This window comes from Sphingomonas sp. (assembly GCF_042096255.1).
Taxonomy (GTDB): domain Bacteria; phylum Pseudomonadota; class Alphaproteobacteria; order Sphingomonadales; family Sphingomonadaceae; genus Sphingomonas.
Window position 1 is genome coordinate 40,982 of record NZ_JBELLZ010000008.1, and the last position, 25,020, is coordinate 66,001.

General features: G+C 67.8%; 20 protein-coding genes. 11 read left to right on the forward strand and 9 right to left on the reverse strand.

All coding sequences use genetic code 11. The features are described from left to right. Positions 1-7: 7 nt before the first annotated feature. Positions 8-691, reverse strand: coding sequence for an endonuclease III (nth, locus tag ACFDTH_RS02965; protein WP_375286015.1), 684 nt, complete (start codon positions 689-691; stop codon positions 8-10). Continuing rightward, positions 688-1,416 carry a 4-hydroxy-tetrahydrodipicolinate reductase gene (dapB, locus tag ACFDTH_RS02970; RefSeq protein ID WP_375286016.1) on the reverse strand — a complete coding sequence of 243 codons (729 nt, stop codon included), beginning with the start codon at positions 1,414-1,416 and terminating at the stop codon, positions 688-690. The genes nth and dapB overlap by 4 nt, the downstream gene beginning before the upstream one ends. A 152-nt stretch (positions 1,417-1,568) precedes the next feature. Between dapB and ACFDTH_RS02975 the strand changes: the two genes are divergently transcribed. Continuing rightward, positions 1,569-2,513, forward strand: coding sequence for a GDP-L-fucose synthase family protein (locus ACFDTH_RS02975; RefSeq protein WP_375286017.1), 945 nt, complete (start codon positions 1,569-1,571; stop codon positions 2,511-2,513). Between the two features lie 13 nt (positions 2,514-2,526). Here the strand turns inward: ACFDTH_RS02975 and ACFDTH_RS02980 are convergent, their stop codons facing one another. Then, on the reverse strand, positions 2,527-3,261 hold the full coding sequence (locus ACFDTH_RS02980; RefSeq protein WP_375286018.1) for a Crp/Fnr family transcriptional regulator: 735 nt from the start codon (positions 3,259-3,261) through the stop codon (positions 2,527-2,529). A 242-nt stretch (positions 3,262-3,503) separates the two neighbouring features. On the opposite strand from ACFDTH_RS02980, the gene ACFDTH_RS02985 reads away from it, so the two are divergent. The 3 genes from ACFDTH_RS02985 to ACFDTH_RS02995 are packed head-to-tail and all read left to right on the forward strand — an operon-like array spanning position 3,504 to position 6,029. Further along, positions 3,504-4,070, forward strand: coding sequence for an SRPBCC family protein (locus ACFDTH_RS02985; RefSeq protein ID WP_375286036.1), 567 nt, complete (start codon positions 3,504-3,506; stop codon positions 4,068-4,070). Then, complete coding sequence (locus tag ACFDTH_RS02990) at positions 4,067-5,257, forward strand: zinc-dependent alcohol dehydrogenase (protein ID WP_375286019.1); 1,191 nt, start codon at positions 4,067-4,069, stop codon at positions 5,255-5,257. Before ACFDTH_RS02985 ends, ACFDTH_RS02990 begins: the two co-directional genes overlap by 4 nt. A gap of 13 nt (positions 5,258-5,270) precedes the next feature. Continuing rightward, on the forward strand, positions 5,271-6,029 hold the full coding sequence (locus ACFDTH_RS02995; RefSeq protein WP_375286020.1) for an SDR family NAD(P)-dependent oxidoreductase: 759 nt from the start codon (positions 5,271-5,273) through the stop codon (positions 6,027-6,029). A 24-nt stretch (positions 6,030-6,053) separates the two neighbouring features. On the opposite strand, the gene ACFDTH_RS03000 is transcribed toward ACFDTH_RS02995, so the two are convergent. Beyond that, positions 6,054-6,578: a hypothetical protein gene (locus tag ACFDTH_RS03000; protein WP_375286021.1), complete on the reverse strand. Its 525-nt coding sequence runs from the start codon at positions 6,576-6,578 to the stop codon at positions 6,054-6,056. A 216-nt stretch (positions 6,579-6,794) separates the two neighbouring features. On the opposite strand from ACFDTH_RS03000, the gene ACFDTH_RS03005 reads away from it, so the two are divergent. From ACFDTH_RS03005 to ACFDTH_RS03015, 3 genes are all read left to right on the forward strand, one after another. Beyond that, positions 6,795-9,926: a TonB-dependent receptor domain-containing protein gene (locus tag ACFDTH_RS03005; protein ID WP_375286022.1), complete on the forward strand. Its 3,132-nt coding sequence runs from the start codon at positions 6,795-6,797 to the stop codon at positions 9,924-9,926. Between the two features lie 84 nt (positions 9,927-10,010). Then, the gene (locus ACFDTH_RS03010) at positions 10,011-11,501 is read left to right on the forward strand and encodes a putative 2OG-Fe(II) oxygenase (RefSeq protein ID WP_375286023.1); all 1,491 of its coding nucleotides are present in this window, start codon (positions 10,011-10,013) and stop codon (positions 11,499-11,501) included. 8 nt (positions 11,502-11,509) lie between these two features. Further along, positions 11,510-13,384 (forward strand): sulfotransferase, encoded by a 1,875-nt coding sequence (locus tag ACFDTH_RS03015; RefSeq protein ID WP_375286024.1) that lies wholly within the window; start codon positions 11,510-11,512, stop codon positions 13,382-13,384. Positions 13,385-13,418: 34 nt separating this feature from the next. Here the strand turns inward: ACFDTH_RS03015 and ACFDTH_RS03020 are convergent, their stop codons facing one another. From ACFDTH_RS03020 to ACFDTH_RS03035, 4 genes are all read right to left on the reverse strand, one after another. Next, the gene (locus ACFDTH_RS03020; RefSeq protein WP_375286025.1) at positions 13,419-13,655 is read right to left on the reverse strand and encodes a hypothetical protein; all 237 of its coding nucleotides are present in this window, start codon (positions 13,653-13,655) and stop codon (positions 13,419-13,421) included. 53 nt (positions 13,656-13,708) lie between these two features. Then, positions 13,709-13,957 (reverse strand): hypothetical protein, encoded by a 249-nt coding sequence (locus ACFDTH_RS03025; protein WP_375286026.1) that lies wholly within the window; start codon positions 13,955-13,957, stop codon positions 13,709-13,711. A 147-nt stretch (positions 13,958-14,104) separates the two neighbouring features. After that, positions 14,105-16,684, reverse strand: a complete 2,580-nt coding sequence (gene clpB, locus ACFDTH_RS03030; RefSeq protein WP_375286027.1) for an ATP-dependent chaperone ClpB — start codon at positions 16,682-16,684, stop codon at positions 14,105-14,107. A gap of 36 nt (positions 16,685-16,720) precedes the next feature. After that, positions 16,721-17,836, reverse strand: a complete 1,116-nt coding sequence (locus ACFDTH_RS03035) for a glycosyltransferase (RefSeq protein WP_375286028.1) — start codon at positions 17,834-17,836, stop codon at positions 16,721-16,723. Between the two features lie 70 nt (positions 17,837-17,906). Between ACFDTH_RS03035 and ACFDTH_RS03040 the strand changes: the two genes are divergently transcribed. The 4 genes from ACFDTH_RS03040 (at position 17,907) to ACFDTH_RS03055 (ending at position 24,086) form a co-directional block, all read left to right on the forward strand. Further along, entirely contained in the window at positions 17,907-18,869 is a 963-nt protein-coding gene (locus ACFDTH_RS03040; RefSeq protein ID WP_375286029.1) for a hypothetical protein, read from the forward strand. Positions 18,870-18,906: 37 nt separating this feature from the next. Further along, positions 18,907-20,895 carry a hypothetical protein gene (locus tag ACFDTH_RS03045; RefSeq protein WP_375286030.1) on the forward strand — a complete coding sequence of 663 codons (1,989 nt, stop codon included), beginning with the start codon at positions 18,907-18,909 and terminating at the stop codon, positions 20,893-20,895. 75 nt (positions 20,896-20,970) lie between these two features. Beyond that, positions 20,971-23,787 carry a M16 family metallopeptidase gene (locus ACFDTH_RS03050; RefSeq protein WP_375286031.1) on the forward strand — a complete coding sequence of 939 codons (2,817 nt, stop codon included), beginning with the start codon at positions 20,971-20,973 and terminating at the stop codon, positions 23,785-23,787. Further along, positions 23,787-24,086 carry a hypothetical protein gene (locus ACFDTH_RS03055; RefSeq protein ID WP_375286032.1) on the forward strand — a complete coding sequence of 100 codons (300 nt, stop codon included), beginning with the start codon at positions 23,787-23,789 and terminating at the stop codon, positions 24,084-24,086. Before ACFDTH_RS03050 ends, ACFDTH_RS03055 begins: the two co-directional genes overlap by 1 nt. A 177-nt stretch (positions 24,087-24,263) precedes the next feature. Here the strand turns inward: ACFDTH_RS03055 and ACFDTH_RS03060 are convergent. Then, on the reverse strand, positions 24,264-25,020 hold a 757-nt coding region (locus tag ACFDTH_RS03060; protein ID WP_375286033.1), incomplete at its 5' end, for an ATP-binding protein.

Here is a 25,020-nt window from a genome sequence, read left to right on the forward strand (position 1 = left end):
GCCGCTTTTAACGCATCCGCCCGGCTTTGGCTTCCCCCGGCGTCGCGGCGGCGGAGGGTGGCGGCGTCTTGGGCTTGTAGGCGCACAGGTCCGCGACGATGCAGCGCCAGCATTCGGGCTTGCGCGCTTTGCAGACATAGCGTCCGTGCAGGATCAGCCAGTGGTGGGCGTGCAGGCGGAAGGGCTGGGGAGTCGCCTTTTCCAGCGCCCGTTCCACGGCAAGCGGGGTCTTGCCGCGGGCGAGGCCTGTGCGATTCCCGACCCGGAAGATGTGCGTGTCGACCGCGAAGGTTTCGAGGCCGAACGCACAGTTCATCACGACGTTGGCGGTCTTGCGGCCGACGCCGGGCAGCGCCTCCAGCGCGTCGCGGTCGGCAGGCACGGTGCCGTCGTGCCGCTCGACCAGCAGCCGCGACAGCGCGATCACGTTCTTCGCCTTGGTGTTGAACAGCCCGATCGACTTGATGTGCGCGCGCAGTCCCTCCTCCCCGAGCGCCACCATCTCCTGTGGGGTGTGCACCTCGGCGAACAGCGCCCGCGTCGCGCGGTTGACCCCGGCATCGGTCGCCTGTGCGGAGAGCGCTACCGCGACCAGCAACTGATAGGGATTGCCGGCCTGCAGCTCGGTTTCGGGGTGGGGATTGGCAGCAGCGAGGCGGCTGTAGAACTCGACGACGTCGGCGCGCTTCACAGCCCCAGCACGTCCGCCATCCTGTAGCGCCCGGCAGGCTGCCCGGCGAGCCAAAGCGCCGCGCGCACCGCGCCGCGCGCGAAGATCACCCGGTCCTCGCCGCGGTGGTTCAGCTCGATCCGCTCACCCTCGCCGGCAAGGATCACGCTGTGGTCGCCGATCACCGATCCGCCGCGAAGCGAGCAGAAGCCGATGGTGCCTTCGGTGCGCGCGCCGACCAGCCCGGCGCGTCCGTCGACGCGCACCTCCGCCAGCGTCGTGTCGCGCCCAGCCGCGGCCGCCTCGCCCAGCAGCAGCGCGGTGCCCGATGGCGCGTCCACCTTGTGGCGGTGGTGCATCTCGAGAATCTCGATGTCCCATTCGGCGCCGAGCCGGCTGGCCGCCTCGCGCACCAGCAGTGCGAGCACGGTGACGCCGAGCGAGGTGTTGCCGGTCTGGAGCACGGCGATCCGTTCCGCGGCGGCGTCGATCGCGGCATGGTGCCTGGGGGTCAGCCCGGTGGTGCCGATCACGATTGGGGTTTCCGCCTCCACCGCCGCGGCAAGATGCGCGTCGAGCGCGCCCGGGGTGGAGAAATCCACCAGCGCGCTTGCCGCGCGCGCCAGCGGCAGCGGATCGCCGCCTGCATCAACGCCGCCGGCGACCGTCACGCCTTCGGCTGCCGCAACCTGGGCGATGGCGCGTCCCATTCGTCCGGCACTGCCGTAGATACCCAAAGCCGTCATTGCCGGACTCCCACGCACGTCCGCGCGCGCCCTTGGCACGACCATCGTGGCGGGGACAGCCCCCATGTGCGGTTTGCGACGGGTTGCCCGAGCCGGTTGCGCCGGTTGCGGCGGTGAAGCAGGGTGGTGTGGAAACGGACTGGGGAATCACGATGGCCGAGTTTTCGCTGGCAGGGCGCCGCGTCTGGGTGGCGGGGCATCGCGGCATGGTCGGCTCGGCGATCGTGCGGCGGCTGGGACGCGAGGATTGCGAGATCGTCCAGGCCGGGCGCGACGTGGTCGACCTTCAGGACCAGGCGGCGGTCCGCCGCTGGATGGCCGACGCCCGCCCCGAGGTCGTGTTCGTCGCCGCCGCCAAGGTGGGCGGGATCCTCGCCAACGACAGCTATCCTGCCGACTTCCTCTATGACAACCTGATGATCGAGGCGAACGTGATCGAGGCGGCGCACCGCAGCGACGTCGCCAAGCTGGTCTTCCTGGGCTCGTCGTGCATCTACCCCAAGCTGGCGCCGCAGCCGATCGTGGAGGATGCGCTGCTGACCGGACCGCTCGAGCCGACCAACGAATGGTATGCGATCGCCAAGATCGCTGGGATCAAGTTGTGCGAGGCCTATCGCAAGCAGCATGGCCGCGACTTCATCTCCGGCATGCCGACCAACCTTTACGGCCCCTTCGACAATTTCGATCTCAACTCCAGCCACGTCCTGCCCGCGCTGATGCGCAAGGCGCACGAGGCCAAGCTGGCGGGCGCGCAGAGCGTGACGATCTGGGGCACAGGCAGCCCGCGGCGCGAGTTCCTGCACGCCGACGATTGCGCGGATGCGGTGGTGTATCTCGCGCAGCATTATTCGGATGCGCAGCATGTCAACGTCGGCTCGGGCACCGACGTGACGATCCTGGAACTGGCCGAACTGATCTGCGAGGTGGTCGGCTTCACCGGCGAGATCGTGCGCGACACCAGCAAGCCCGACGGCACCCCGCGCAAGCTGATGAGCGGCGACAAATTGCGCGCGCTCGGCTGGACGCCGAAGATCGGCCTGCGCGAGGGCGTTGAATCCAGCTACCGCTGGTTCCTGGACAACGTCGCCACCCGGTAGGTGAGGGCGCCTGCTACCGGCTGGGCGGCAGCCAGCCCAGATCGAGGCCGGCGGTCCGGTCGACGTAATTCGCGGCGCGGCGCAGGGCGGCCTCGTTGGTGAGAGTCACCCGGCCGCCTTCGCGCCCGATCAGCCCTTCTTCCTCCAGCTGGCGCATCATCCGATTGACGTGCACCGCGGTCAGGCCGGTCGCGTCGCCGATCTCCTCCTGCGTCAGCCCCAGCACGAATGCCGCGTCGCCGCCGCGTGCGCTCAGGTGCTGAGTCCGGTCGCGCACCTCCAGCAGAATGGAGGCGACCCGTGCCTTGGCCGAGGTGCGGCCCAGCCCGGCAAGCCGATCGGTGAGCATCACACGCTCGATTTGGTCGAGCGCCAGCATCGCCGCGGCGAGGCGCGGGTGTTCGGTAGTCAACTGGGTCAGGAGGCTACGGTCGAAGGGCGAGACCACGCTCTCGCTCAGCGCGACCACCGTTTCCGGCGCATGGCGATAGGCGAGCGCTGCGGCGCCGATGATGTCACCCGGGAACAGAAACCGCAGGATCTGGCGGCTGCCATTGTCCAGGATAGCGCAGCTCATCATCATGCCGCTGCGCAATACGAACAGTTCGCCAAGCCTGTCGTTTTCGCGCAGCAAAGGCGCGTTGCGGCGCAGCGTGCGCTCGCGCTCCTCAAGCCGGGTGAGCGCCTCGATCTCCGTTGCGGTCAGCTCGATGATCCCGCCGAGCCGATCGGCGAAGCAACTTGGCACAGGTGTACAGCCCCTTCTTCCTCCTGCGGTAACCGTCCGCCGGATGGGTGCGCATTAAAGTCGATCAATCTTGTTTGGCCTGCGATCCCAAAGACGTGCGGGATGGCACCCATTCCCGGTCCGGCTTGATCCACGTCAGCGTGTTTCCGGCACCCCAGGGCCCGGAAAAGCGGAACAACGTCGGGGCTCGTCGCTTGGAAGGGGCAGCCCCGACTGAGGTGAATCCCATGATCGAACATTCGATGCGCGATGACGCGCCACCGGCGACGTCCAAGCAACGTGAAGATAAAGAGCGGGCCAGCACGGTCCTGGCGGAAAGCCGCGGCGATACACTGATCGGCCGCAGCGTCACCATCAACCGTCCGGCCGAAGAGGTCTACGCCTTCTTCCGGGACTTCTCGAACCTCCCCCGTTTCATGGAGAATGTGGAGCGGATCGACCTGCTGGACGAGCGCCGCTCGCACTGGGTGGTGAAGGCGCCCGCGCACGGCACCGTGGAGTGGGACGCGCTTGTCACCGAGGATCAGCCGGGTGCGCTGATCGCCTGGCAGTCCCAACCCGGTGCAGAGGTGCCCAATGGTGGGAGGATCGAGTTTCGCGACGCGGGGCAGCGCGGCACGGTTGTCACCGCGACGATCGTCTATGATCCGCCCGGCGGCGCCATCGGCAAGCTGATCGCCAAGATGTTCCAGCGCGAGCCCGGCATTCAGGCGCGGCGCGACCTGCGGCGCCTCAAACAGTATCTGGAGACCGGCGAGGTCGCGACCCCGGCGATGAATCCCAAGCAGTTCGAGGAGATGGGCCTGTGAGAGCGCTCGCCTGGCACGGCAAGCATGACGTCCGCATGGACACCGTCGACGATCCCGCCATCGTCAATCCGCGCGACTGCATCATCAAGGTGACCTCCACCGCGATCTGCGGCTCGGACCTTCACCTCTACGACGGCTATATCCCCACCATGCAGGCCGGCGACGTCCTGGGCCACGAGTTCATGGGCGAGGTGGTCGAGGTCGGGGCGAAGTCTACGCTCAAGAAAGGGCAGCGCGTGGTGGTGCCGTTCACCATCGCCTGCGGGTCCTGCTACCATTGCGGCAAGCATCAGTACTCGGCCTGTCCCAACGGGCTTCCGGCGGACAACCAGGACATCGCGCGCGAACTCTACGGCCATGAGATGAGCGGACTGTTCGGCTATTCGCACATGACCGGCGGCTATGCCGGCGGCCAGGCGGAATATGTCCGCGTGCCGTTCAGCGACGTCGGCCCGATCGTGATCCCCGATGGTGTCGAGGACGACAAGGTGCTCTTCCTGTCCGACATCCTGCCCACCGGCTGGCAGGCGGCGGAATATGCTGAGATCGAGCCCGGCGACACCGTGGCGGTGTGGGGCTGCGGCCCGGTCGGCCTGTTCGCGGTGCAGTCGGCGTTCCTGATGGGCGCGGAGCGGGTGATCGCGATCGACCATTTCCCGACCCGGCTGGCGCTCGCCAAGCGTTTCGGCGCGGAGACGATCAACTTCGAGGAAACCGCGACCTATGAGGCGCTGATGGAGATGACAGGCGGGATCGGCCCCGATGCGGTGATCGACGCAGTCGGCCTGGAGGCACATGGCCTGTTCGTCGACAATGTGATTGATCAGGTGAAGGCGACGTTGATGCTGGGCACCGATCGCCCGCACTCGATTCGCCAGGCGATCATCGCCTGCCGCAAGGGCGGGCGCGTGTCTATGCCGGCAGTCTATGGCGGGTTCGTCGACAAGTTCCCGCTCGGCGCGTTCATGGAAAAGGGGCTGACGCTCAAGACCGGCCAGACTCATGTTCAGCATTACATGCCCGCGCTGCTCAACGCGATCATGGAAGGCAAGATCGACACCACCTTCCTGATCTCGCACCGCATGGACCTGGAACAGGCGCCCGAGGGCTACAAGATGTTCCATGATCAGCAGAACGAAGTGACCAAGATTGTGCTCAAGCCCGGCATGGGCGCGGCGGCGATCTGAGGAGAGGAAGACCATGACCAAGTTCGCAATCATCACCGGCGCCTCCACCGGCATCGGTGCGGAACTGGCGAAGCTCGCCGCGCAGGACGGCTATGACCTGCTGCTCGCTGCCGATACGCCGTTCGCCGACGTGCCGGCGGGCGCGCAGACGCTGGAGGCGGACCTGTCCACCTTCGAGGGCGTCGACAGGCTCCTCGCCACCGCGGGCGGGCGCCAGGTCGACCTGCTTTGCGCCAACGCCGGCCATGGCCTCGGCCGCGCCTTCCTCGATCAGGATCCGAAAGCGTGGAAGCACGTGGTCGACACCAACGTGGTCGGCACGGTCTATCTGCTCCAGCAGGTGTTGAAGCCGATGGTCGCGCGCAACGCCGGCAAGGTGCTCGTCACCGGCTCGATCGCGGGCTACATGCCCGGCAGCTTCCAGGCGGTGTACAACGGCACCAAGGCCTTCGTGGACAGCTTCGTCGCCGCGATCCAGAACGAGATCAAGGACGCGGACGGCGTCACCCTCACCAACCTCATGCCCGGCCCGGTCGAGACCGAGTTCTTCGAGCGCGGCGACATGATGGACACCTCGGTGGGCACCGACCCGAACAAGAGCGACCCCGCCGATGTCGCCAAGGACGGTTGGGTCGCGCTGATGGCCGGCAAGGCCGCGATCGTCTCTGGCTGGAAGAACAAGATCGAGAGCGCGGTCGCCAACGTTACCCCCAATGCGGTGCTCGCCGAGCAGCACCGCAACATGGCCGAGCCCGGGACGGCGAAGGACTGATCCGGCCTGCCGCCCTCCGCCGGGTCAGCGCACCCGGCGGACGCGGATCGCGGGCATGTTGGCGACCTTCAGCTTGAACGTGCCGAGCGCGGCGCGCCGCACCAGCACCGTGTCGCCGGCGCGCGGTTCGCGCCCGAACGGATTGTCGTCCGTCTGCCGCCACACCGAGCCATCTTGAAGCGTCAGCGACCATGTGCCGTCGCGCATCTGTTGCGCGCTCCGCACGGTGCCGTCGATCTGGTCGATCTCGTCCCCCACCGTCCCGGCGGGTACGGGCAGGTCGAGCGACTTGCGTTCCCCGAACTGCTCGCGTCGCTGCTCCTGGACCTGCTCAGCGTCGACCACCACCACCGCCTTGCGGTCGATCGCCGCCGCGAACGCCCCCGCGGCGGCGTCGAAACAGCGTAGCCGCGCCGCATCATCGGCGATCGCGCGGCACTCGGCGAGCGCGGTTACGATCGCTGGCTGCGGCGCATCCCTGTCCCGCGCCGCCGCCGACCCGCCCCAGGCTGCCGTCAGCAACAGGCCGACCCCAACGTAGCTCTTCATCCGACGCTCCCCGGCCATGCTGTGTTGTTCATATAAGACACTAGGACAGCATGGGTGTCACTTCGTTGCAACATCGCCCCGAAATCCGCAACCGCCATGCGCGTGCCATTGCTCCGGACGGCGAAGTTTGGATAGCGTCGCACCATCGCCCATTCGCATGATGGGACGCGCCAGAGGCCAAAAGGCCATCAAGGGGGTTACATGAAGATTCGAAACATGCGTCGGCAGCTTCTCGGCAGCACGATCGTTGCCGGCGTCGCGATGCTCGCCGCGCCTGCCTTCGCGCAGGACCAGGACCCGACCACGGGTGCGATGCAGCCGCCGGCGGGCGCGATCGAGAGCCAGGCTCCGATCGCGAGTGCGGATGGCGACAATGAGCGTGCGCAGGAAACCGGCGACGTCATCGTCACGGGTTCGCGCATCCGCTCGCCGAACCTCGAATCGGCCAGCCCGGTCACCGTGGTCAACGCGCAGGACGTGAAGCTCACCGGCACCACCCGCACCGAGGATCTGCTGAACTCGCTGCCGCAGGTGTTCGCGGGCCAGGGCTCGGGCGTGTCGAACGGCTCCACCGGCACCGCCACCGTCAACCTCCGCGGCCTCGGTTCCGAGCGCAACCTCGTGCTGGTCAACGGCCGCCGCGTCGTTCCCGGCGATCCCTCGTCCTCGGCCGTCGACCTGAACTTCATCCCGGCCGCGGTGATCAAGCGTGTCGACCTGCTCTCGGGCGGCGCCTCCTCGGTGTATGGTGCCGACGCGGTGACCGGCGTCGTCAACTTCATCATGGATACGGATTTCGAAGGCTTCCGCATCGACGGCCAGTATTCGTTCTACAATCACAACAACAACAACAAGAGGATCCGCAGCGCGCTGACCGCGGGCAACGTCGATTTCCCGGACGGCACGGTCAATGACGGCGGCACTGTTGACGCGACCGCGGTGTTCGGCACCAGCTTCGATGACGGCCGCGGCCACATCACCGCCTACGCCGGCTATCGCCGCGTCCAGGCCGTAACCCAGGCCAACCGCGACTATTCCGCTTGCGCCACCCAGTCGCGTAGCCGTTCAGCGGTCGCTGCCAACGGTCAGCTGTACAACTGCTCGGGCTCGGCTACCTCGGCCAAGGGTTCGTTCCTGATCTATGACACCGAAGCCTATGGCGAGTTCACCTCAACGTTCTTCCAGCCCGGCGCAGACCGCACCTTGCAGTTGGGCTTCACCCCGTACAACTTCAACCCGACCAACTATTACCAGCGCCCGGACGAGCGCTACACGGCCGGCTTCTTCGCCAACTATGAGATTTCGGACCAGATCAAGCCCTATGCCGAATTCATGTTCATGGACGACCGCACGGTCGCGCAGATCGCGGCCTCGGGCAACTTCGGCAACACCAACTTCATCAACTGCGACAGCCCGCTTCTGTCGCCGCAACAGCGTGGCCTGATCTGCGACCGGGAGAACCTGCTCGTCGCCCCGAACCCGCTGACCGGCCAGAATGTGGTCGGCCAGTTCGATGGCGTGAACTACCTCGATGACACCCCGGCGACCTTCTATGATCCGCTCACCGGTGCCGCCTACCAGCGTGGCTTCGTGCAGGTCTATCGTCGCAACGTCGAGGGCGGTCCGCGCCAGGACGATCTGCAGCACACCAGCTTCCGCGGTGTGATCGGCTCGCGTGGCGATCTGGGCAAGGGCATCAACTATGACGCCTTCTACCAATATGGCCGCACGATCTTCGCCGAGACCTACCTCAACGACTTCTCGGTGACCCGCCTCGGTCGCGCGCTCGACGTCGTCACCGATCCCACCACCGGCGCGGCAGTCTGCCGTTCGGTGCTGACCGGTATCGACCCGAACTGCGTTCCCTACGACGTCTTCTCGGGCAATCCGGTGAGCCAGGCCTCCGTCAACTACCTGGCCACGCCGGGCTTCCAGCGCGGCATCGTTTCCGAGCAGGTCGCCTCGGCCTCGATCAGCGGTGCGCTGGGCGAATATGGCGTGCGCACCCCCTGGGCGGACGAGGGCGTCGGCATCGCGCTCGGTGTCGAGTATCGCAAGGAGCGGCTGGAGTTCAACTCGGACCTCGCCTTCCAGACCGGCGACCTGTCCGGCCAGGGCGCGCCGACGCTTCCGGTCAATGGTGCGTTCAGCGTCTATGAGGCCTTTGGTGAGCTTCGCGTGCCGATCGTGCACAACAGCTTCATCTACGATCTCTCGCTGACCGGCGGCTATCGTTATTCGAGCTACGAGACCTCGTCGAACAGCTCGTACAACACCGACACCTATAAGATTGAGGGCGAGTTCGCACCGATCCAGGATGTCCGGTTCCGCGGCGGCTACAACCGCGCCGTCCGCGCACCGACCATCCAGGATCTGTTCGCTCCCCAGCGCGTCGCGCTCGACGGCAGCACCGATCCGTGCGCCGGCTTCGAGATCACCGCGGCGAATCAGGGCTGTCTGCTGCAGGGCCTGCGTGTCGGTCAGAGCACCCCGCTCAACCCGGCGTCGCAGTACAACGGCCTGATCGGTGGCAACGCCAACCTGCGTCCGGAAGTCGCGGACACCTACACCGCGGGTGTGGTGATCCAGCCGCGTTTCCTGCCCCGCTTTGCGCTGACGGTCGATTACTTCAACATCAAGATTGACGGAGCGGTCACCACCATCGGCGCGGACACCATCCTCGCCGGCTGCGGTGACGACAACCCCAACGAGGCGCTGTGCAGTCTGATCAACCGTGACGGTTCGGGCTCGCTGTGGCTGTCGAACGCCGGCTACGTTACCAACCTGACGCAGAACATCGGTGGCCTCTCGACCAAGGGCATCGACGTCAATGCCAGCTTCAGCCAGCCGATCTCCAACCTCGGTACCGCGAGCCTGTCGTTCGTCGGCACCTGGCTGGACGAGATCGTGACCGACACGGGCGTCAGCGGCGACTTCGACTGCGCCGGCCTGTACGGCAACAACTGCGGCACGCCGAACCCCGAGTGGCGCCACACCGCCCGCCTGGGCTTCGTCACGCCGGGTGGCCTCGGTGCTTCGCTGCGCTGGCGCTACTTCACCAAGGTTCGGCTCGATGCGACGAGCAGCAACCCGAACCTGGAGAATCCGGCGGCGGTCCTGCCGGGCAACCAGCGCCTGCCGGCGATCAGCTACTTCGATCTGACGCTCACCGCCCGGATCGCGGACAACTACAACTTCCGGATCGGCGCGAACAACCTGTTCGACAAGGATCCGCCGATCACCGGTTCGCAGACCTGCCCGGCGGGCTTCTGCAACGGCAACACCTTCTCGCAGGTCTATGACGCGCTGGGTCGGTACATCTTCGCGGGTGTGACCCTGGACTTCTAAGTCCAAGGTTCATCGCAACCTGATCGGGGCGGGCTCGCAAGGGTCCGCCCTTTTCTTTTGTCCGCATCAGCTTAGACGAGCGGGATGAACGCCCCTCTCAGCGCGATCGACCCGCGCGACGCCGATGCCGTCGTCCGTGCCGCCGTCCAGGCCGGCGCGCTGTGGCAGGACGAGGCCGCGCTGAGCCTTATCGCGCGCAGCCAGGCGCTGAACCCGCGGGATGCGCGATTGTGGCAGATGGAGGGGCTGGCGCATCGCAGCCTCGACGACCTTGCCGCTGCGGTGCGCGCGCTGGAGCACGCCCGCCGCCTTGCGCCTGCCGATCCCCAGATCGCGCACGCGCTCGCCCGCGCCACGCTGGAAGCGGGCCTGCCCGCCGCCGCGCTGTTCGAGGAAGCGCATCGGCTCGCCCCGCTCCAGGCGCCCGTGCTGCTCGGCCTCGCCGCCGCACGTTTGGATGAAGGGCAGGGCGCCATGGCCATCGAGGGTCTGGCCGATCAGCTCCGCCAACATCCCGGCTGGGCGGAAGGCCATGCCGCGCTCGCCCGGCTGCGCTGGAGCCTGGGCGCGCGTGACACCTATGTCGCCTCCTTCACCGAGGCGCTGGCGGCCGATCCCCGCAATGGCGTGCTGTGGCGCGATCTGGCGATTACCCATCTGCGCGCGGAGGAGTTCGACGCTGTGGCGCGGGTCACCACGGCGGCGCGCCGAGCGCTGGGGGCCAGCCGCACGCTGGACCTGATCGATGCCGCCGCTTTGTCCGAGCGCGGCGAGCCGGCCGCCGCCGAGGCGCTTTATGCGGCGCTTCTCCCGATCACCGAGCCGGGCTGGATCGTCTTCCGCCTGCGCCACCTTCTGCGGCTCGGCCGCCCCGATCTCGCAGTGCGCGAGGGAGAGGCGGCGATGCGGGCGACGCCCTCCGAGGACTTCTGGCCGCTGCTGGCGCTGGCCTGGCGGCTCACCGGCAATCCGCGCCACGCCTGGCTTGAAGGCGATCCGCGCCTGGTATCCACCCACGACCTGCCGGTCGCGCTGGCGCCGCTCGCCGAGCGCCTGCGCACGCTGCACCGGATGAAGGCGCAGCCGCTCGACCAGTCGGTTCGCGGCGGCACCCAGACCGACGGTCCGCTGTTCGCCCGTATCGATCCCGAAATCCGCGCGTTGCGCGCCGCCGTCGTCGCCGCGGTGCGCGCGCACATCGATCAGCTGCCGCCGCCCGATCCCACCCACCCGACCTTGCGGCATCCGCGCGGGCCGGTGCGCTTCGCCGGCTCCTGGTCGGTGCGGCTCACCGGCGGGGGGCGGCACGTCAACCACGTCCATCCCGCCGGCTGGATCAGCTCGGCGCTCTACGTCGTCTTGCCGGGCGAGGACGGAAAGGGCGAACCGCGCGGCGGCTGGCTGACGCTGGGTGAAGCGGACGAGCTCGGCGTGTCCGTTCCCGCTCTACGCAACGTGGAACCGCGCCCGGGGAGGCTGGTCCTCTTTCCGTCCACCATGTGGCACGGCACCCGGCCGTTCGTGGAAGGCGAGCGGCTCACCGTTGCCTTCGACATCGCCCCCCCACCTTGCTAGGCGAGGCCATGGTGAACCAGCCCCCGGCCGAGCTCCAGCCGGCCCTTCGTCTCTTCCAGCACGGCAACATCGCAGGCGCCCGCGAGAACGTCGACGCCGCGCTTCGATCGGACCCCGCATCTCCGCCGCTGCTCGAGTTCGGCGCCTATCTGGCTGCGTGTGCGAACGACCACCATGGCGTGGTCGCGTACAATCGCAGGCTGCTGGCGGTGGACGCCGCGCATCCGGTCGCACGCGTCAATCTCGTCGCGGCATTGGTCAGCCTGGAGGAGTATGACGCGGCCGAGGCGCTGCTGGCGGGCGCGTCGGACCCGCGCATGCTGCGGCTGCGCGGCTTCGTTCACCAGCAGCGCGGACGGCTGGCCGAGGCGGCCGCCGACTATGCGGCGGTGGTCGCCGCGCAGCCGGAGGATTTCCAGATCTGGAACAATCTCGGCAACGTCCGTATGGCCGCCGGAGACCCGCAGGGTGCCGCCAGCGCCTTCGACCAGGCGTTGCTGCTGCGTGCCGACGTGATCCCGATCTATCTCAACCTCTCGGAAGCGCTGGCGAAGTCGCATCAATTCGCGGCGCGCCAGGCGGCGATGCGGGAGGCGGCGCGCCGCGCGTCCGAGGATCCGCAGGTGCAGACCGATCTCGGGCTCGCCGAGGCGGCGATGCGCGACCTCGACGCCGCCGAGGCGGCGTTCCGTGCGGCGATCCGCCTCGCGCCCCAGGCGCCCGCCGCCTATATCGAGCTCGGCCTCATGCTGGAGACCGCCAACCGGGTGGACGCGCTGGATGCGCTGCTTGCCGAGGCGGAGCGGAACCGCGTACCCGCGGGAGAGACCGAGTTCCTGCGCGCCTGGTCGCTACGCCGTCACGGCAATGTCGCGGCCGCGTTGCAATCGGCGGAGCGTATCCCCGAGACCATCCACGACATCCGTCGTGGCCAACTCCTCGGCGACCTCTACGATCGCGCCGGCCGCAGCGCCGAAGCCTTCGCTGCCTTCCAAGCGATGAACACCGCCGCCGCCGCCGTCGATCGCGTGCGGCCGGGGCCGTCCTATCGGGAAACCATCACGCGCAATGCCGCGCTGCTGACCGCCGACCGGGTCTTCGCCTGGCCGCGGGTCTCGCTGGCGTCGACACCACCGGCGCCGGTCTTCATCGTCGGCTTTCCCCGGTCGGGGACGACGCTGCTCGACACGATGCTGATGAACCTTCCGAACCTCCACGTCCTTGAGGAGCAGCCGGTCCTCACCCAGGCAACGGAAGAAATCGGCTACGATGAAGAGCGTCTGAGCTCCATCGCCACGGAGGAGGTCGAGGCGCTCCGAAGGCAATATTTCGAGCGTCTCGCCGCGATCGATCCTGCCCGACCCGATCAGCTGATCATCGACAAGCACCCGTTGCAGATGGCGCGAGCGGCGCTCATCCACCGGATCTTTCCAGACGCCCGGATCGTGCTGGTTGAACGACACCCCTGCGATGCGGTGCTCAGCTGTTTCATGGCGAACTTCAACCTGAACTTCGCAACACGAAGCTTCGGCGATCTCGAGGAGACCGCCCGGGTCTATGATGCCGTGTTCGACCTCTGGTCGCGCGCAACCGATTTGCTGCCGCTCAATGTGCTGTCGGTCCGGTACGAGCGCCTGATCGCGGATCCCGAAGCGGAGATGCGGCAGTTGCTGGAATTCCTGGGTCAGAAGTGGGATCCTGCGGTGCTGGACAACCGCGGCAGCGCCGCGCGGCGTCCGGAGATCCGGACCGCCAGCTACTCACAGGTGACCGAACCGATCTACAATCGCGCGATCGGCCGATGGACGCGCTACCGCGAACACCTCGCGCCCGTTTTGCCGATCTTGGCGCCTTGGGCGGAACGAATGGGCTATCCGCTGTGAGCTTACGGCAGGCAGATCACGCCTACCGATCCATTCAGTTGCTCTTCCAGCCGCCGCCCTGAACGCGCTCAACGGTGCGGCGCGAATCGAAGTAGATGTCCGCCCATTCCTGGGCGGTCATGCAGCGCTTCTGCCGACGCAGGCGGCTGCCGATCATTTCCTCCGAACGGCAGATCACGCGGTTCGGATCGCCGGTCATGACCTGGTCACCCTTCTTGGAAACGGCAGGCGTCGCCGTGGTCGCGGCCGTGACTGCCGCCAGCAATGTCATCGCAAACATGGTGTCCCCCCGGCTCCCAAACGCCATCCACCGATGGCAGCTGATCACTGACCCCCGTTTTTCCAGCCGCCGCCCTGAGCGCGTTCGACCACCTGCCGGTCGATCAGCTTCTGATCCGCCCATTGCTGTGCGGTAAGACAGCGCTTCTGGGTGGCAAGCCGGCTGCCGGTCGACTGTTCGGTCCGGCAAATCACGCGATTCGGATCGTTCGCCGCCTTCTTGGACTCGGCCTTTGTCTCTGCCATCGCCGGCAGTGCCGCGAACAGCGCAAAAAACAAGATAGTCTTCTTCATTCGAACGCTCCGCAACCCGCCGATCTTTACGGTTCCATATAGCGCGAATGTCGCATCACCGCCAGCGAGTCGACCGATACGCGACGAAGATGCAAACACTGGTTGGCGAGAAGGACGCCGCAACTGCAGGCGTCTCTCCAGAACCGATCATCCGGCCGTCAGCACCAGCTTGCCGTCGCCTTCATCGACCCGCACCGTCGTCCCGTCCTTCACCTCGCCGCGCAGGATCAGCTCGGCGAGAGGGTCCTGCAAGTAGCGCTGCACCGCGCGCTTGAGCGGTCGCGCGCCGTAGACCGGGTCGTAGCCGACCCGTCCCAGCCACGCGCGCGCGGCGTCCGAAAGGTCGAGCGAGACCTTGCGATCGGCGAGGAGCTTGCCGACACGGCCGACCTGGATGTCCACAATGGGCGCCATGTGCGCCTGGCCAAGCCGGTGGAAGAGGATCACCTCGTCCAAGCGGTTGAGGAACTCCGGCCGGAAGTGGGCGCGGACGATCTCCATCACCTGCGGTTCCACCGTCTCGACATCGGCGCCTTCGTCCAGGTTCGCCAGATATTGCGAACCGAGGTTCGAGGTGAGGATGATCAGCGTGTTGGTGAAGTCGACGGTCCGCCCCTGACCATCGGTGAGCCGGCCGTCGTCCAGCACCTGGAGCAGCACGTTGAACACGTCGCCATGCGCCTTCTCCACCTCGTCGAACAGCACCACCTGATAGGGCCGGCGCCGCACCGCCTCGGTCAGCACGCCGCCTTCCTCATAACCGACATAGCCGGGAGGGGCGCCGATCAGCCGGGCGACCGCATGCTTCTCCATGAACTCGCTCATGTCGATGCGCACCATCGCGCTCGCGTCGTCGAACAGGAATTCGGCGAGCGCCTTGGTCAGCTCGGTCTTGCCGACGCCGGTGGGCCCCAAGAACAGGAAGCTGCCGAGCGGCCGGTTCGGATCCTGAAGCCCCGCGCGGGCGCGGCGGACCGCGGTGGAGACCGCGCGCACCGCATCGGCCTGGCCGATCACGCGCTTGCCCAGCACCTCCTCCATGCGCAGCAACTTCTCACGCTCGCCTTCCAGCATCCGGTCGACAGGCACCCCGGTCCAGCGGCTGACCACCGCAGCGATATCGTCGGCGGTCACCTCCTCGCGCAGCATCGCGCCTTGGGTGGCGCCCTGCGCCTCGGCGAGCTGCTTTTCGAGCGCGGGGATGCGGCCGTAGGAAAGCTCGCCTGCCTTGGCGAGGTCGCCCTGGCGCTGCGCCTGCTCCAGCTCCAGCCGCGCGGCATCGAGCTGCTCCTTGAGCTTGGCCTCGCCGGCGATCTTCTCCTTCTCGGCCTGCCAGCGCTGGGTCAGCTCGGCGGACTGCTGCTCCAGATTGGCGAGCTCGCCTTCGATCGTGCCGAGCCGGTCGCGCGACGCTTCGTCGGTCTCGCGGCTGAGCCCCTCGCGCTCGATCTTGAGCCTGAGGATGCGGCGGTCGAGCGCCTCGATCTCCTCGGGCTTGCTCTCCACCTCCATGCGGATGCGCGATGCGGCCTCGTCCATCAGGTCGATGGCCTTGTCCGGCAGGAAGCGATCGGTGATGTAGCGGTTCGACAGCGTCGCGGCCGAGACCAGCGCGCCGTCGGTGATCCGCACGCCATGGTGCAGCTCATACTTCTCCTTGAGCCCGCGCAGGATCGAGATCGTGTCCTCGACCGTGGGCTCGCCGACGAACACCGGCTGGAAGCGTCGCTGGAGCGCCGGATCCTTTTCGACATGCTTGCGATATTCGTCGAGCGTGGTGGCGCCGACGCAATGGAGTTCGCCGCGGGCGAGGGCGGGTTTGAGCAGGTTGCCCGCATCCATCGCGCCTTCGCTTTTGCCTGCGCCGATCAGCGTGTGCATCTCGTCGATGAAGAGGATGATGTCGCCCTCGGCCTGCTTGACCTCGTCGATCACCCCCTTGAGCCGCTCCTCGAACTCGCCGCGATATTTCGCCCCCGCGATCAGCGCGCCCATGTCGAGCGCCATCAAGGTGCGGTCCTTGAGGCCGTCGGGCACGTCGCCATTGGCGATCCGCAGCGCCAGGCCCTCGACGATTGCGGTCTTGCCCACGCCGGGCTCGCCGATCAGCACGGGATTGTTCTTGGTGCGCCGCGCGAGCACCTGGATGGTGCGGCGGATCTCCTCGTCGCGGCCGATCACCGGATCGAGCTTGCCGTCCTTCGCCGCCTGGGTGAGATCGCGCGCGAATTTCTTGAGCGCGTCGTATCGGTCTTCGGCGCTAGCCGTGTCCGCAGTGCGGCCGCCGCGCAGGGCATTGATCGCGGTGTTCAGCGCCTCCGGCTTCGCGCCCGCGGCGGCGAGCGATTGTCCCGCCGGCGTGTTCGTCGCCAGCGCCAGGGCGAGCAGCAGCCGCTCGACCGTGACGAAGCTGTCGCCGGCCTTCTGCGCGATCTGCTCGGCCTGGTCGAGCACGCGCACGGCATCGTTGTTGAGGCCCGGCGCGGTCTGCGCGCCCGATCCGGTGACGGCCGGGAGCTTGGCGAGCTGTGCGTCGACATAGGTGTTGGCCCGCCGCGCATCGCCCCCCGCCGCGGCGATCAGCCCGGCGGCCATGCCCTGCTCGTCCTCCAGCAGCGCCTTGAGCAGATGCTCGGGCGTGATCTGCTGGTGATTCATGCGAATGGCGACGGTCTGCGCGGACTGGAGGAAGCCTTTCGCGCGATCGGTGAATTTCTCGATGTTCATGCGTGTGCCCCAATCTTCGCGATCCAGATGGTGTGGCTAATCTGCAACACAAGAGGGTCGGCCGATACAGGCCTCTACCATGGCCACATAGGAGGCGCCCACCGCCTCCGGCGTGAAGCGGGCGAGGTGGCCGGCGGTGGCCTGTGGGTCAGGGGCGGCAAGACGGCGCGACGCGATGTCCTCCATCGCCCGGGCAAAGCCGGCGACATCATCCGGGTCGATCAGCCGGCCGAGGCGGCCGTCGTCGACCCCTTCGGTGACGCCGACGCTGCGCGCCGCGGCGACCGGCAGGCGGGCGCTGACCGCCTCCAGCACTGCACGCGCGAGGCCTTCGCCACGGCTGGCGAAGACGAAGCCGCGCGCCGCCGCCAGCCACGGACCGATCGCCGGATGCCAGCCGGCGAGATCGACGCGATCGGCGACGCCGAGCGAGGCGGCGAGTGCGGCGAGCTCGTCGCGCTGCGGCCCTTCGCCCAGGATCACCAGCCGCATCTCGCGCGGCAGCTCCGCCGCGGCGAAGGCGCGGATCAGGGTGGCGAAACCCTTGATCGGCACCAGCCGGCCGATGCTGAGCAGGAACGGTGCAGCGGGAAGGACAGGCACCTGGCCAGTGCGGGGCTGCGCCGTCGCCGTGTCCGCAACGGTGCTGTAGGTCAGCCAACTCCGCGCTTCGGGCACGCCGAACAGTGCGCCGCATTCCGCCGCCAGATCGCGCGACACCGTCTGCACGAAGCGCGCGCGGCGGTACAGCCGGCGCTCCAGCCCGAAGCCGAACAGCCGGCGCACCCACCATTGGTCGCGCCGCCGCTTGCGCAGGGTGGAGCGGACGCTGACCACGAAGGGCGTGTCGTCCACCAACGCAGCGAGGCCGGAGAGCAGGTTCGCCGAATGGACGAAGGAGATCACCAGGTCCGGCCGGCGGCGGCGCAGGTAGCCGAGGTAGGCGGGCAGGGCGAGCAGCGGCGGCAATGTGCCGAGCGGCACCATGTGCGCCTGGGCGAAAGGGTGATCGAGCAGCACGCCGCTGCGCTGCGCCACCACCAGATCGACCGCATAGCCGGCGCGCTCCAGCGCTTCGCCGACGAACATCGCCGAACGCTCCGCACCGCCGCCGACAAGCGAAGGCAGGAACAGTGCAACGCGTTTCGCCATCCGGCGGCGATCTAGGCGGATCGCCGAAGCGTTGACAAGCCCGCGCCACGGGGCCAGCGCCGGTGGCCCCGTGACGCTTGAACAGCTCCGCACCCGCCTGGCGCCCTGGTCGCGCCCGCTCCAGATCCTCTGGCTGGTACTGGTGTGCGGCTTCGTCGGCTGGAAATTGTACCAGATCGGCTGGCGCGAGGTGCTGCGCGACCTCCCGGCCACGCCTTGGTTCTACATCCTCTACCTCGCCGGCTTCATGGTCCTGCCCCTGTCGGAGCAGCGCATCTTCCGGCTGATCTGGGACCGGCCGATCGCGCTGGTGGCGCTGCTGCGCAAGCGCGCGCTGAACAACAGCGTGCTGGGCTATTCGGGCGATGTCTATTTCTACCTCTGGGCGCGCACGCGGCTGAAGCTGCCCGACCGGCAGCTCGTCTCGGGGATCAAGGATTCCTCCGTGCTGTCGGGGATCGCGGGGACGATGGCGACCCTGTCGCTGGTCGCCGCCTTCGCCGCCTCGGGCCGGGCGGGCGTGTTCGGCACGGTGATGCACGGGTATGAGCGGGCGCTGCTTGGCTTCGGCATCGTCGCCGCGCTGGCGATCCCGCTGGCCTGGCGATTCCGCCGGGTGATCCTGGGCGTTTCCGGCGGGCGCGCGAGCGCGGTGTTCGGCATCCATGCGGGGCGCGTGCTGCTGGTGATGCTGCTTCAGGCGCTGCAATGGTCGGTGGCGCTGCCCGAGGCGCCGCTGACCACCTGGCTGCTGTTCCTGACCCTCCAGGCGCTGATCGGCCAACTGCCGCTGCTGCCCAACCGCGAATTGCTGTTCCTGGCGGTGAGCCTGGAGGTCTCACGCGAGGCGGGGGTCGCCGCCACCGCGCTGTCGGCGCTGATGGTGGCGAGCGCGCTTCTGAAGCAGGTGAGCAACCTCGCCACGCTGGCGCTGACCAGCGCGATGCGGGCGGGCACGGCACCTGATCCGAAACGGACCGATGTGGCGGAGCTGGAGGATAATCCGCTGGCGAGCGTCGATCCGACGCCTTAGCGCCGTGTCCGGGGAAGAGCTTTCCTTGGGGGAATACATGGCGGTTTTCAGGGGCGGCAAGGGCCGCGACGATAGTTTCACGGGTACGGGCAAGCCGGACCGGTTCGTGTTCGATCCGGCGGATCTTAACGGGCGGGACGTGGTGATTGGCGGCGCGGGGCTCGACACGCTCGTCTTCACGGCACCGGGGAAGGTCTTGGCCGCGGCACTTACCGGTGTGAGCGGAATCGAGCGGATCGAACTCGCGGATAGCGGCGCATCCATCGTCTTGACTCAGCAAATCGCGCAGACCGGCACGGATGGACGGCTCACGGTGGTGGGTGGTTCCGGCAAAGACATTATCGATGCGAGCGCACTCTTCGAGCAGGACGCGCCGGATGGTGAGGAGGCGAGCGCGCCGGTTACCCTGCTCGGCGGGGCTGGCGACGATACGCTGAAGGGCGGTGCAGACGGTCGGCTCGTGTTCGACGGCGGCGAAGGACGCGACACGATCAACGGTGTGGTCGGCACGGTTGTGTACGACGGCGACGATGTTCGGCAGGTGCTGAGCGAGGGCGGAACGCTGCGGGTGACCGGCGCGGCGACGATCGATCTGACCCGAACGAGGGACCAGAGCCTTGGCGACCGCGCGATCGTCATGGGTTTCCAGACTGTTGATGCATCGAGCGCGAAGCAGACGGTGGTGGTTACCGCTGGTGCTTTCCAGGCGGTCACGGGCGGCAAAGGTGCGGACCGGATCACTGGCGCCACCGTGATCACCGGTGGAAAGGGGGCGGACGAGCTGATCGGCTCTGAAACCGATTCGACGCTGTTCATCCTCAACACGGGCGATTTCTTACGTGGCGAGTCCATCATGGGGCGGAGCGGCTCCGACACGCTGCTGATCCATGGTTCCGCCGATCTTACGCGAGGGTCGGTCAAGGACATCCAGAGCCTTAATCTCGCTCCGAGCGCCGCTGGTGCCGACGCGGTCGCGACCATGACCCCGGCCCAGGTAGCCGACTTCACTTATCTCAGGGGCACCGGTGAGGTGGTGGTCAATCTCGGCCGTGCGAATAAGCTCGACCTCGCCAACCTTCACGACCTGAGCGGCGGTGCCGTTGTCGTCACGGTCAACGGATCAGCGAAGAACGACACGATCAATGGCATCGAGCAAACCTTCGGCCTGCCCACCGCTGGCCTCGCGCTGCGCATCCTGGGCGGCGATGGCGACGATCTGATCAAGGCGCTGCCCAGTGCCCGGCTGCTGGACGGTGGCGAGGGGATCGACACGCTGAATATGTTGAGCAATCGCGCGATGTCGATCGATCTGGGCCAAACCCGCAACCAGGGCGTGTCCGGAACTGGCGCGCTGAGGGGTTTCGAGAATGTCGACCTCGCCAATGGAGGTGGTGCGGCAGCGGTGACCGTTCACGGATCGGCTGGCGCCAACGCCATCACCGGCTCCTTCGGCCGCTCCGACCTCTTCGGCGAGGGCGGCAACGACATCCTTCGCGGCGGGAACTACTTCGGCGCCATTGCCTTTCTGGATGGCGGAAACGGTGACGACGTCCTGATCGGATCGGGCGAGAACAGTCGGAGCATCATGACGGGGGGCAAAAGCGCGGATACCTTCCGCTGGTCCTTCCGTGACACCTGGACATCCCCGGCGCAGTCCGATCTGGTGACCGACTTCAAGCCGGGTCAGGACAATCTGGAGTTTGCCCGCTCCAACTTCGGTTTCACCGGTGACGCCTTCGACAAGCGCGTGGTTGCGGGGGGCACGAAGGTGGATCTTACCGGCGCGGACCTGGTGATCTACACCGGGGGCACGCTGGACAGTCGACAAGATGTTGCGGACTTCATCGCCGATGCGAAGAACGGCGGACATCCTGGTTTCATTGCGGGCAGCGACAGTGCCGGGCGCGCGGTGCTCTATCACACGCTGGCCAACGCGTTCGGCGACGTTGAGCGCATCGTGACGATCGCGGTCTTCGACGACCTGAAGCCCAACCAGCTCACCCTCTCCGACTTCGCCTTCATCTGACCGTCACATTGGGCTAGGCATCTGGAACGGCGCGGGGTTCTCCCGTGCCGTTCTCCCGAAGGTGCCTACCCACCCATGATCCGCTACGCCGCCGCGCTGCTCGCCGCCTCCGCGCTCGTTTCGCCTGCGCTCGCCCAGACCCAGAAGCCTGCGCCGGTGGCGGAGCTGGTGCGGCCGATCGATATCCCGTTCGAGACGTTCACGCTGGCGAACGGCCTGCGCGTCGTGGTGCACACCGATCGCAAGGCACCCGTGGTTGCGGTCAGCATGTGGTACGATGTCGGATCGCGCGACGAGCCACAGGGCAAGACCGGGTTCGCGCACCTGTTCGAGCATCTGATGTTTAACGGCAGCGAGAATGCGCCGGGCGACTTCTTCGAGCCGCTGAAGCAGGTGGGCGCCACCGACAGCAACGGCACCACCTATTTCGATCGCACCAATTACTATGAGACGGTGCCCACCACCGCGCTCGACCGGGCGCTGTTCCTGGAAAGCGACCGGATGGGGCATCTGACCGGCGCGATCACCCAGGCCGTGCTCGACGAGCAGCGCGGCGTCGTCCAGAACGAGAAGCGGCAGGGCGACAACCAGCCCTATGGCCTGATCTACTACAAGCTGCTGGAAGGGCTGTTCCCGAACGGCCATCCCTATGGCCACAGCCCGATCGGATCGATGGCGGACCTAGACAAGGCCAGCCTGGCCGATGTGAAGGACTGGTTCCGCCAGCATTACGGGCCCAACAATGCGGTGCTGGTGCTGGCCGGCGATATCGATGCCGCCACCGCCAAGCCGCTGGTGGAGAAGTATTTCGGCGCGATCCCCAAGGGGCCGGACATCACGCCGCCGCCCGCGCCGGTGCCGACGCTGCCCGCGCCCGTCCACGAGATGATGAAGGACCGCGTCGCCGCGACCATGGTGCTGCGATCGTGGGCGGTGCCGGGGATCGTGGCCAAGGACACCGCGGCGCTGGATGTGGCGGCGTCGGTGCTGGGCGGACTCGCCAGCTCGCGGCTCGACAATGCGCTGGTGCGCCGGGACAAGGTGGCGGTGCAGGTTTCGGCGGACAACATGTCGTTCCTGTCGGCGGGCGCGTTCACCGTGCAGATGATCGTCAAGCCGGGCACGGACGTGGCGGAGGCGACGCGCAAGCTGGACGCGCTGATCGCCGACTTCGTCGCCAAGGGTCCGAGCGCGGACGAGGTGAGCCGCGCGGTGACCACCTTCGTGTCGCGCCAACTGCTGGGGCTGGAATCGGTCGGCGGTGGCGGCGGCAAGGCGGTCGCGCTGGCGCAGGGCGAACTCTATGCGGGCGATCCCGCCCTCTACAAGAAGCAGCTCGCCGAGTTTGCCGCGCAGACGCCGGAGAGCGTGCGCGCCGCGCTCCAGAAATGGCTGACTCGCCCGGTCTATGGCCTCACCGTGGTGCCCGGCGCGCGCGATGCCTATGCCGAGGCGGTGGTGCCACCGCCCGCCGAGGTGCCGCCCGCGCCCGAGATGCCGGTGAAGGGGACGCGCGGCCCGCTGCCGGGGGTGGGCGTGCCCTCCGCGCTCGCTTTCCCCAAGGTGGAGCGCGCGCGGCTCTCCAACGGGATCGAGCTGGTCTATGCGCAGCGCACCACCGTGCCGCAGACGCAGGTGGTGCTGAGCTTCGACGCGGGCGCCGCCGCCGACGTTCCGGCCAAGCTGGGCACCCAGCGGCTGATGCTGAGCCTGCTCGACGAAGGCACCGGCACGCTCGATTCAACCGGGGTGGCCGAGGCCAAGGAGCGGCTGGGCACCGACATCGGTACCGGCTCGACCGCGGACCGCACCACCGTGTCGCTGCGCACACCGAGCGCCAACCTGGGGCCGGCGCTGGGGCTGTTCGCCGATATCGTCCGCAAGCCCGCCTTTGCCGAAGGCGAGGTGGCGCGGGTGCGCGACCAGCAGCTCGCCGGCATCGCGCAGGAGCTGACCAGCCCCGATGCGATCGCCGAGCGGGTGCTGCCGCCGTTGCTCTACGGCGCGGCGCATCCCTATGCGAAGGACCAAGGCGGCGGCGATCCCAAGGCGGTGGCGACGCTGACCCGCGCGGACCTGACCGCCTATCACCAGGCGTGGATCCGGCCGGACAAGGCCAAGGTGTTCGCGGTCAGCGACCGGCCGCTCGCCGAAGTGCGCGCATTGCTCGACCGCAGCTTCGGCGACTGGCGCGCGAGCGGCGCAGCGGGCGCCAAGGCGTTCACCGCGCCCGCACCGGCACAGGCGAAGATCGTGCTGGTCGACCGCGCCGATTCGCCGCAGTCGATGATCCTCGCCGGCGCGCCGACCGGCCTTGCCGGCACCGCGGACCTCCTGCCGCTACTCACCGCCAATGACGCGCTGGGCGGGGACTTCACCGCGCGGATCAACATGAACCTGCGCGAGGCCAAGCACTGGTCCTATGGCGCCTATGGCTATTTCAAGCGCAACGAACAGGCCGCGCCCTATCTGGTCCAGGCGCCGGTGCAGGCGGACAAGACCGGCGCGTCGATCACCGCGATCCGCGACGATATCGGCGGCTTCGTCGGCGCCAAGCCGCTGACGGGCGCCGAGTTCACGCTGACGGTGGAGAGCGCGATCCGCTCGCTGAGCGGCGATTTCGAGACCTCCGGCGCGGTGCTGCAGGCGATGCAGAACAACGACCTGTTCCGCCGGCCCGACGATTATTACGCCACCTTGCCCGCAAAATATCGCGCACTGACCCGCGAGGGCGTGGATGGAGCAATCCGTAGCGTCCTCGACCCGAAGCGGATGATCTGGGTGGTGGTGGGCGACGCCAAGGTGGTGCGGCCCCAGCTTGACAGCCTGGGCCTGCCGGTGGACGTCATTCCCGCCGCGTCCATTGCGGGCGCCAACGAGGAGGGAAAGTGATGTCCGGAGTGGATGGCACCTACGACGTGACCGTGAAGTCGCCGATGGGCGACCAGAAGTCGACCCTGACGGTGAAGAGCGACGGCAGCAGCTTCACCGGCACCAATGCGGGCGCGATGGGATCGAACGACATCTCGGGCCAGGTCGACGGCAACACGCTGACCTGGAAGCAGGAGATGACCGTGCCGATGCCGATGACGCTGGACATGAAGGTGACGATCGACGGCGATACCGTGAATGGCACGGTGGGCGCGGGCGCGTTCGGCAGCTTCCCGCTGACGGGATCGCGCACGGCTTAGTTTCGAACGATCACAAGACCGTTCGTGCTGAGCCCTTCGGCTGGCTGGCAAGCCAGCCGAAGGGCAGGCTTCGGCGCTCTGCGCCGAAGTCGAAGCACCTGGGGAAGCGCTGCGCTTGCCCTTCGACTTCGCTCAGGGCGAACGGAGGTTAGGCTGAGCGGTTTGGTTGAAAGCGGGTCACTCCGCCGCGATCTGCTCCGGCGGCCGCCCACCCGCCGCCTCGGCAACCGCGCGCTCCAGCGCGACGAGGGTGAAAGGCTTGCGCAGCACGGAGCGCCCGCCGAGGTCCGGCCCGGCGGCGGCGTCGCCTGCGAAGCCGGTGACGAACAGCACCGGCAACGCGGCATGTTCGGGCGCCAGCGCGGCGATCATCTCCGGCCCGGTGCGGCCCGGCATCAGCACGTCGGAGATGATGAGGTCCACCGCGGCGCCTGCGAGCATTGCGGGGGCGGCGAGCGGGTCGGCGCAGGGCAGGGGAATGTGGCCCAGTTCCTCGAGTGCGCCGACGGTGGCGCGCAGCACGCGCGGGTCGTCCTCCACCACCAGGATGCGTAGCGATCCCGAGGCCGAGGCGAGAAACTGGGGTTCGATCGCGGGACTCGCCGTGGCGGCGGGCTGGCAGCGGGGCAGCAGCAGGGTGACGCGGGTGCCTGAGCCCGGGACGGAAGCGATCTCGACATCGCCGCCCGCCTGGCGCGCGAAGGCGAAGATCTGGCTGAGGCCGAGGCCGGTGCCCTTGCCGACCGGCTTGGTGGTGAAGAACGGCTCGAACGCGCGCTCCACCACCTCGGGGCTCATCCCACAGCCGGTATCGGCGACGGCGAGGCGGAGATAGTCGCCCGGCGCGCAGGCACCGCGCGACGCTGTAAGCGTGGCGATGCCGAGCGCAATCGCCAGCGTTCCACGCCCCTCCATCGCGTCGCGCGCGTTGACC

Bases quoted from the DNA above. Each gene is read 5' to 3' on its own strand.
- dapB (WP_375286016.1), bottom strand. From the start codon at position 1,416: ATGACGGCTTTGGGTATCTACGGCAGTGCCGGACGAATGGGACGCGCC.
- ACFDTH_RS02975 (WP_375286017.1), top strand. From the start codon at position 1,569: ATGGCCGAGTTTTCGCTGGCAGGGCGCCGCGTCTGGGTGGCGGGGCAT.
- ACFDTH_RS02985 (WP_375286036.1), top strand. From the start codon at position 3,504: ATGCGCGATGACGCGCCACCGGCGACGTCCAAGCAACGTGAAGATAAA.
- ACFDTH_RS02995 (WP_375286020.1), top strand. From the start codon at position 5,271: ATGACCAAGTTCGCAATCATCACCGGCGCCTCCACCGGCATCGGTGCG.
- ACFDTH_RS03000 (WP_375286021.1), bottom strand. From the start codon at position 6,578: ATGAAGAGCTACGTTGGGGTCGGCCTGTTGCTGACGGCAGCCTGGGGC.
- ACFDTH_RS03005 (WP_375286022.1), top strand. From the start codon at position 6,795: ATGCGTCGGCAGCTTCTCGGCAGCACGATCGTTGCCGGCGTCGCGATG.
- ACFDTH_RS03010 (WP_375286023.1), top strand. From the start codon at position 10,011: ATGAACGCCCCTCTCAGCGCGATCGACCCGCGCGACGCCGATGCCGTC.
- ACFDTH_RS03015 (WP_375286024.1), top strand. From the start codon at position 11,510: ATGGTGAACCAGCCCCCGGCCGAGCTCCAGCCGGCCCTTCGTCTCTTC.
- ACFDTH_RS03020 (WP_375286025.1), bottom strand. From the start codon at position 13,655: ATGACATTGCTGGCGGCAGTCACGGCCGCGACCACGGCGACGCCTGCC.
- ACFDTH_RS03025 (WP_375286026.1), bottom strand. From the start codon at position 13,957: ATGAAGAAGACTATCTTGTTTTTTGCGCTGTTCGCGGCACTGCCGGCG.
- clpB (WP_375286027.1), bottom strand. From the start codon at position 16,684: ATGAACATCGAGAAATTCACCGATCGCGCGAAAGGCTTCCTCCAGTCC.
- ACFDTH_RS03035 (WP_375286028.1), bottom strand. From the start codon at position 17,836: ATGGCGAAACGCGTTGCACTGTTCCTGCCTTCGCTTGTCGGCGGCGGT.
- ACFDTH_RS03045 (WP_375286030.1), top strand. From the start codon at position 18,907: ATGGCGGTTTTCAGGGGCGGCAAGGGCCGCGACGATAGTTTCACGGGT.
- ACFDTH_RS03050 (WP_375286031.1), top strand. From the start codon at position 20,971: ATGATCCGCTACGCCGCCGCGCTGCTCGCCGCCTCCGCGCTCGTTTCG.
- ACFDTH_RS03055 (WP_375286032.1), top strand. From the start codon at position 23,787: ATGTCCGGAGTGGATGGCACCTACGACGTGACCGTGAAGTCGCCGATG.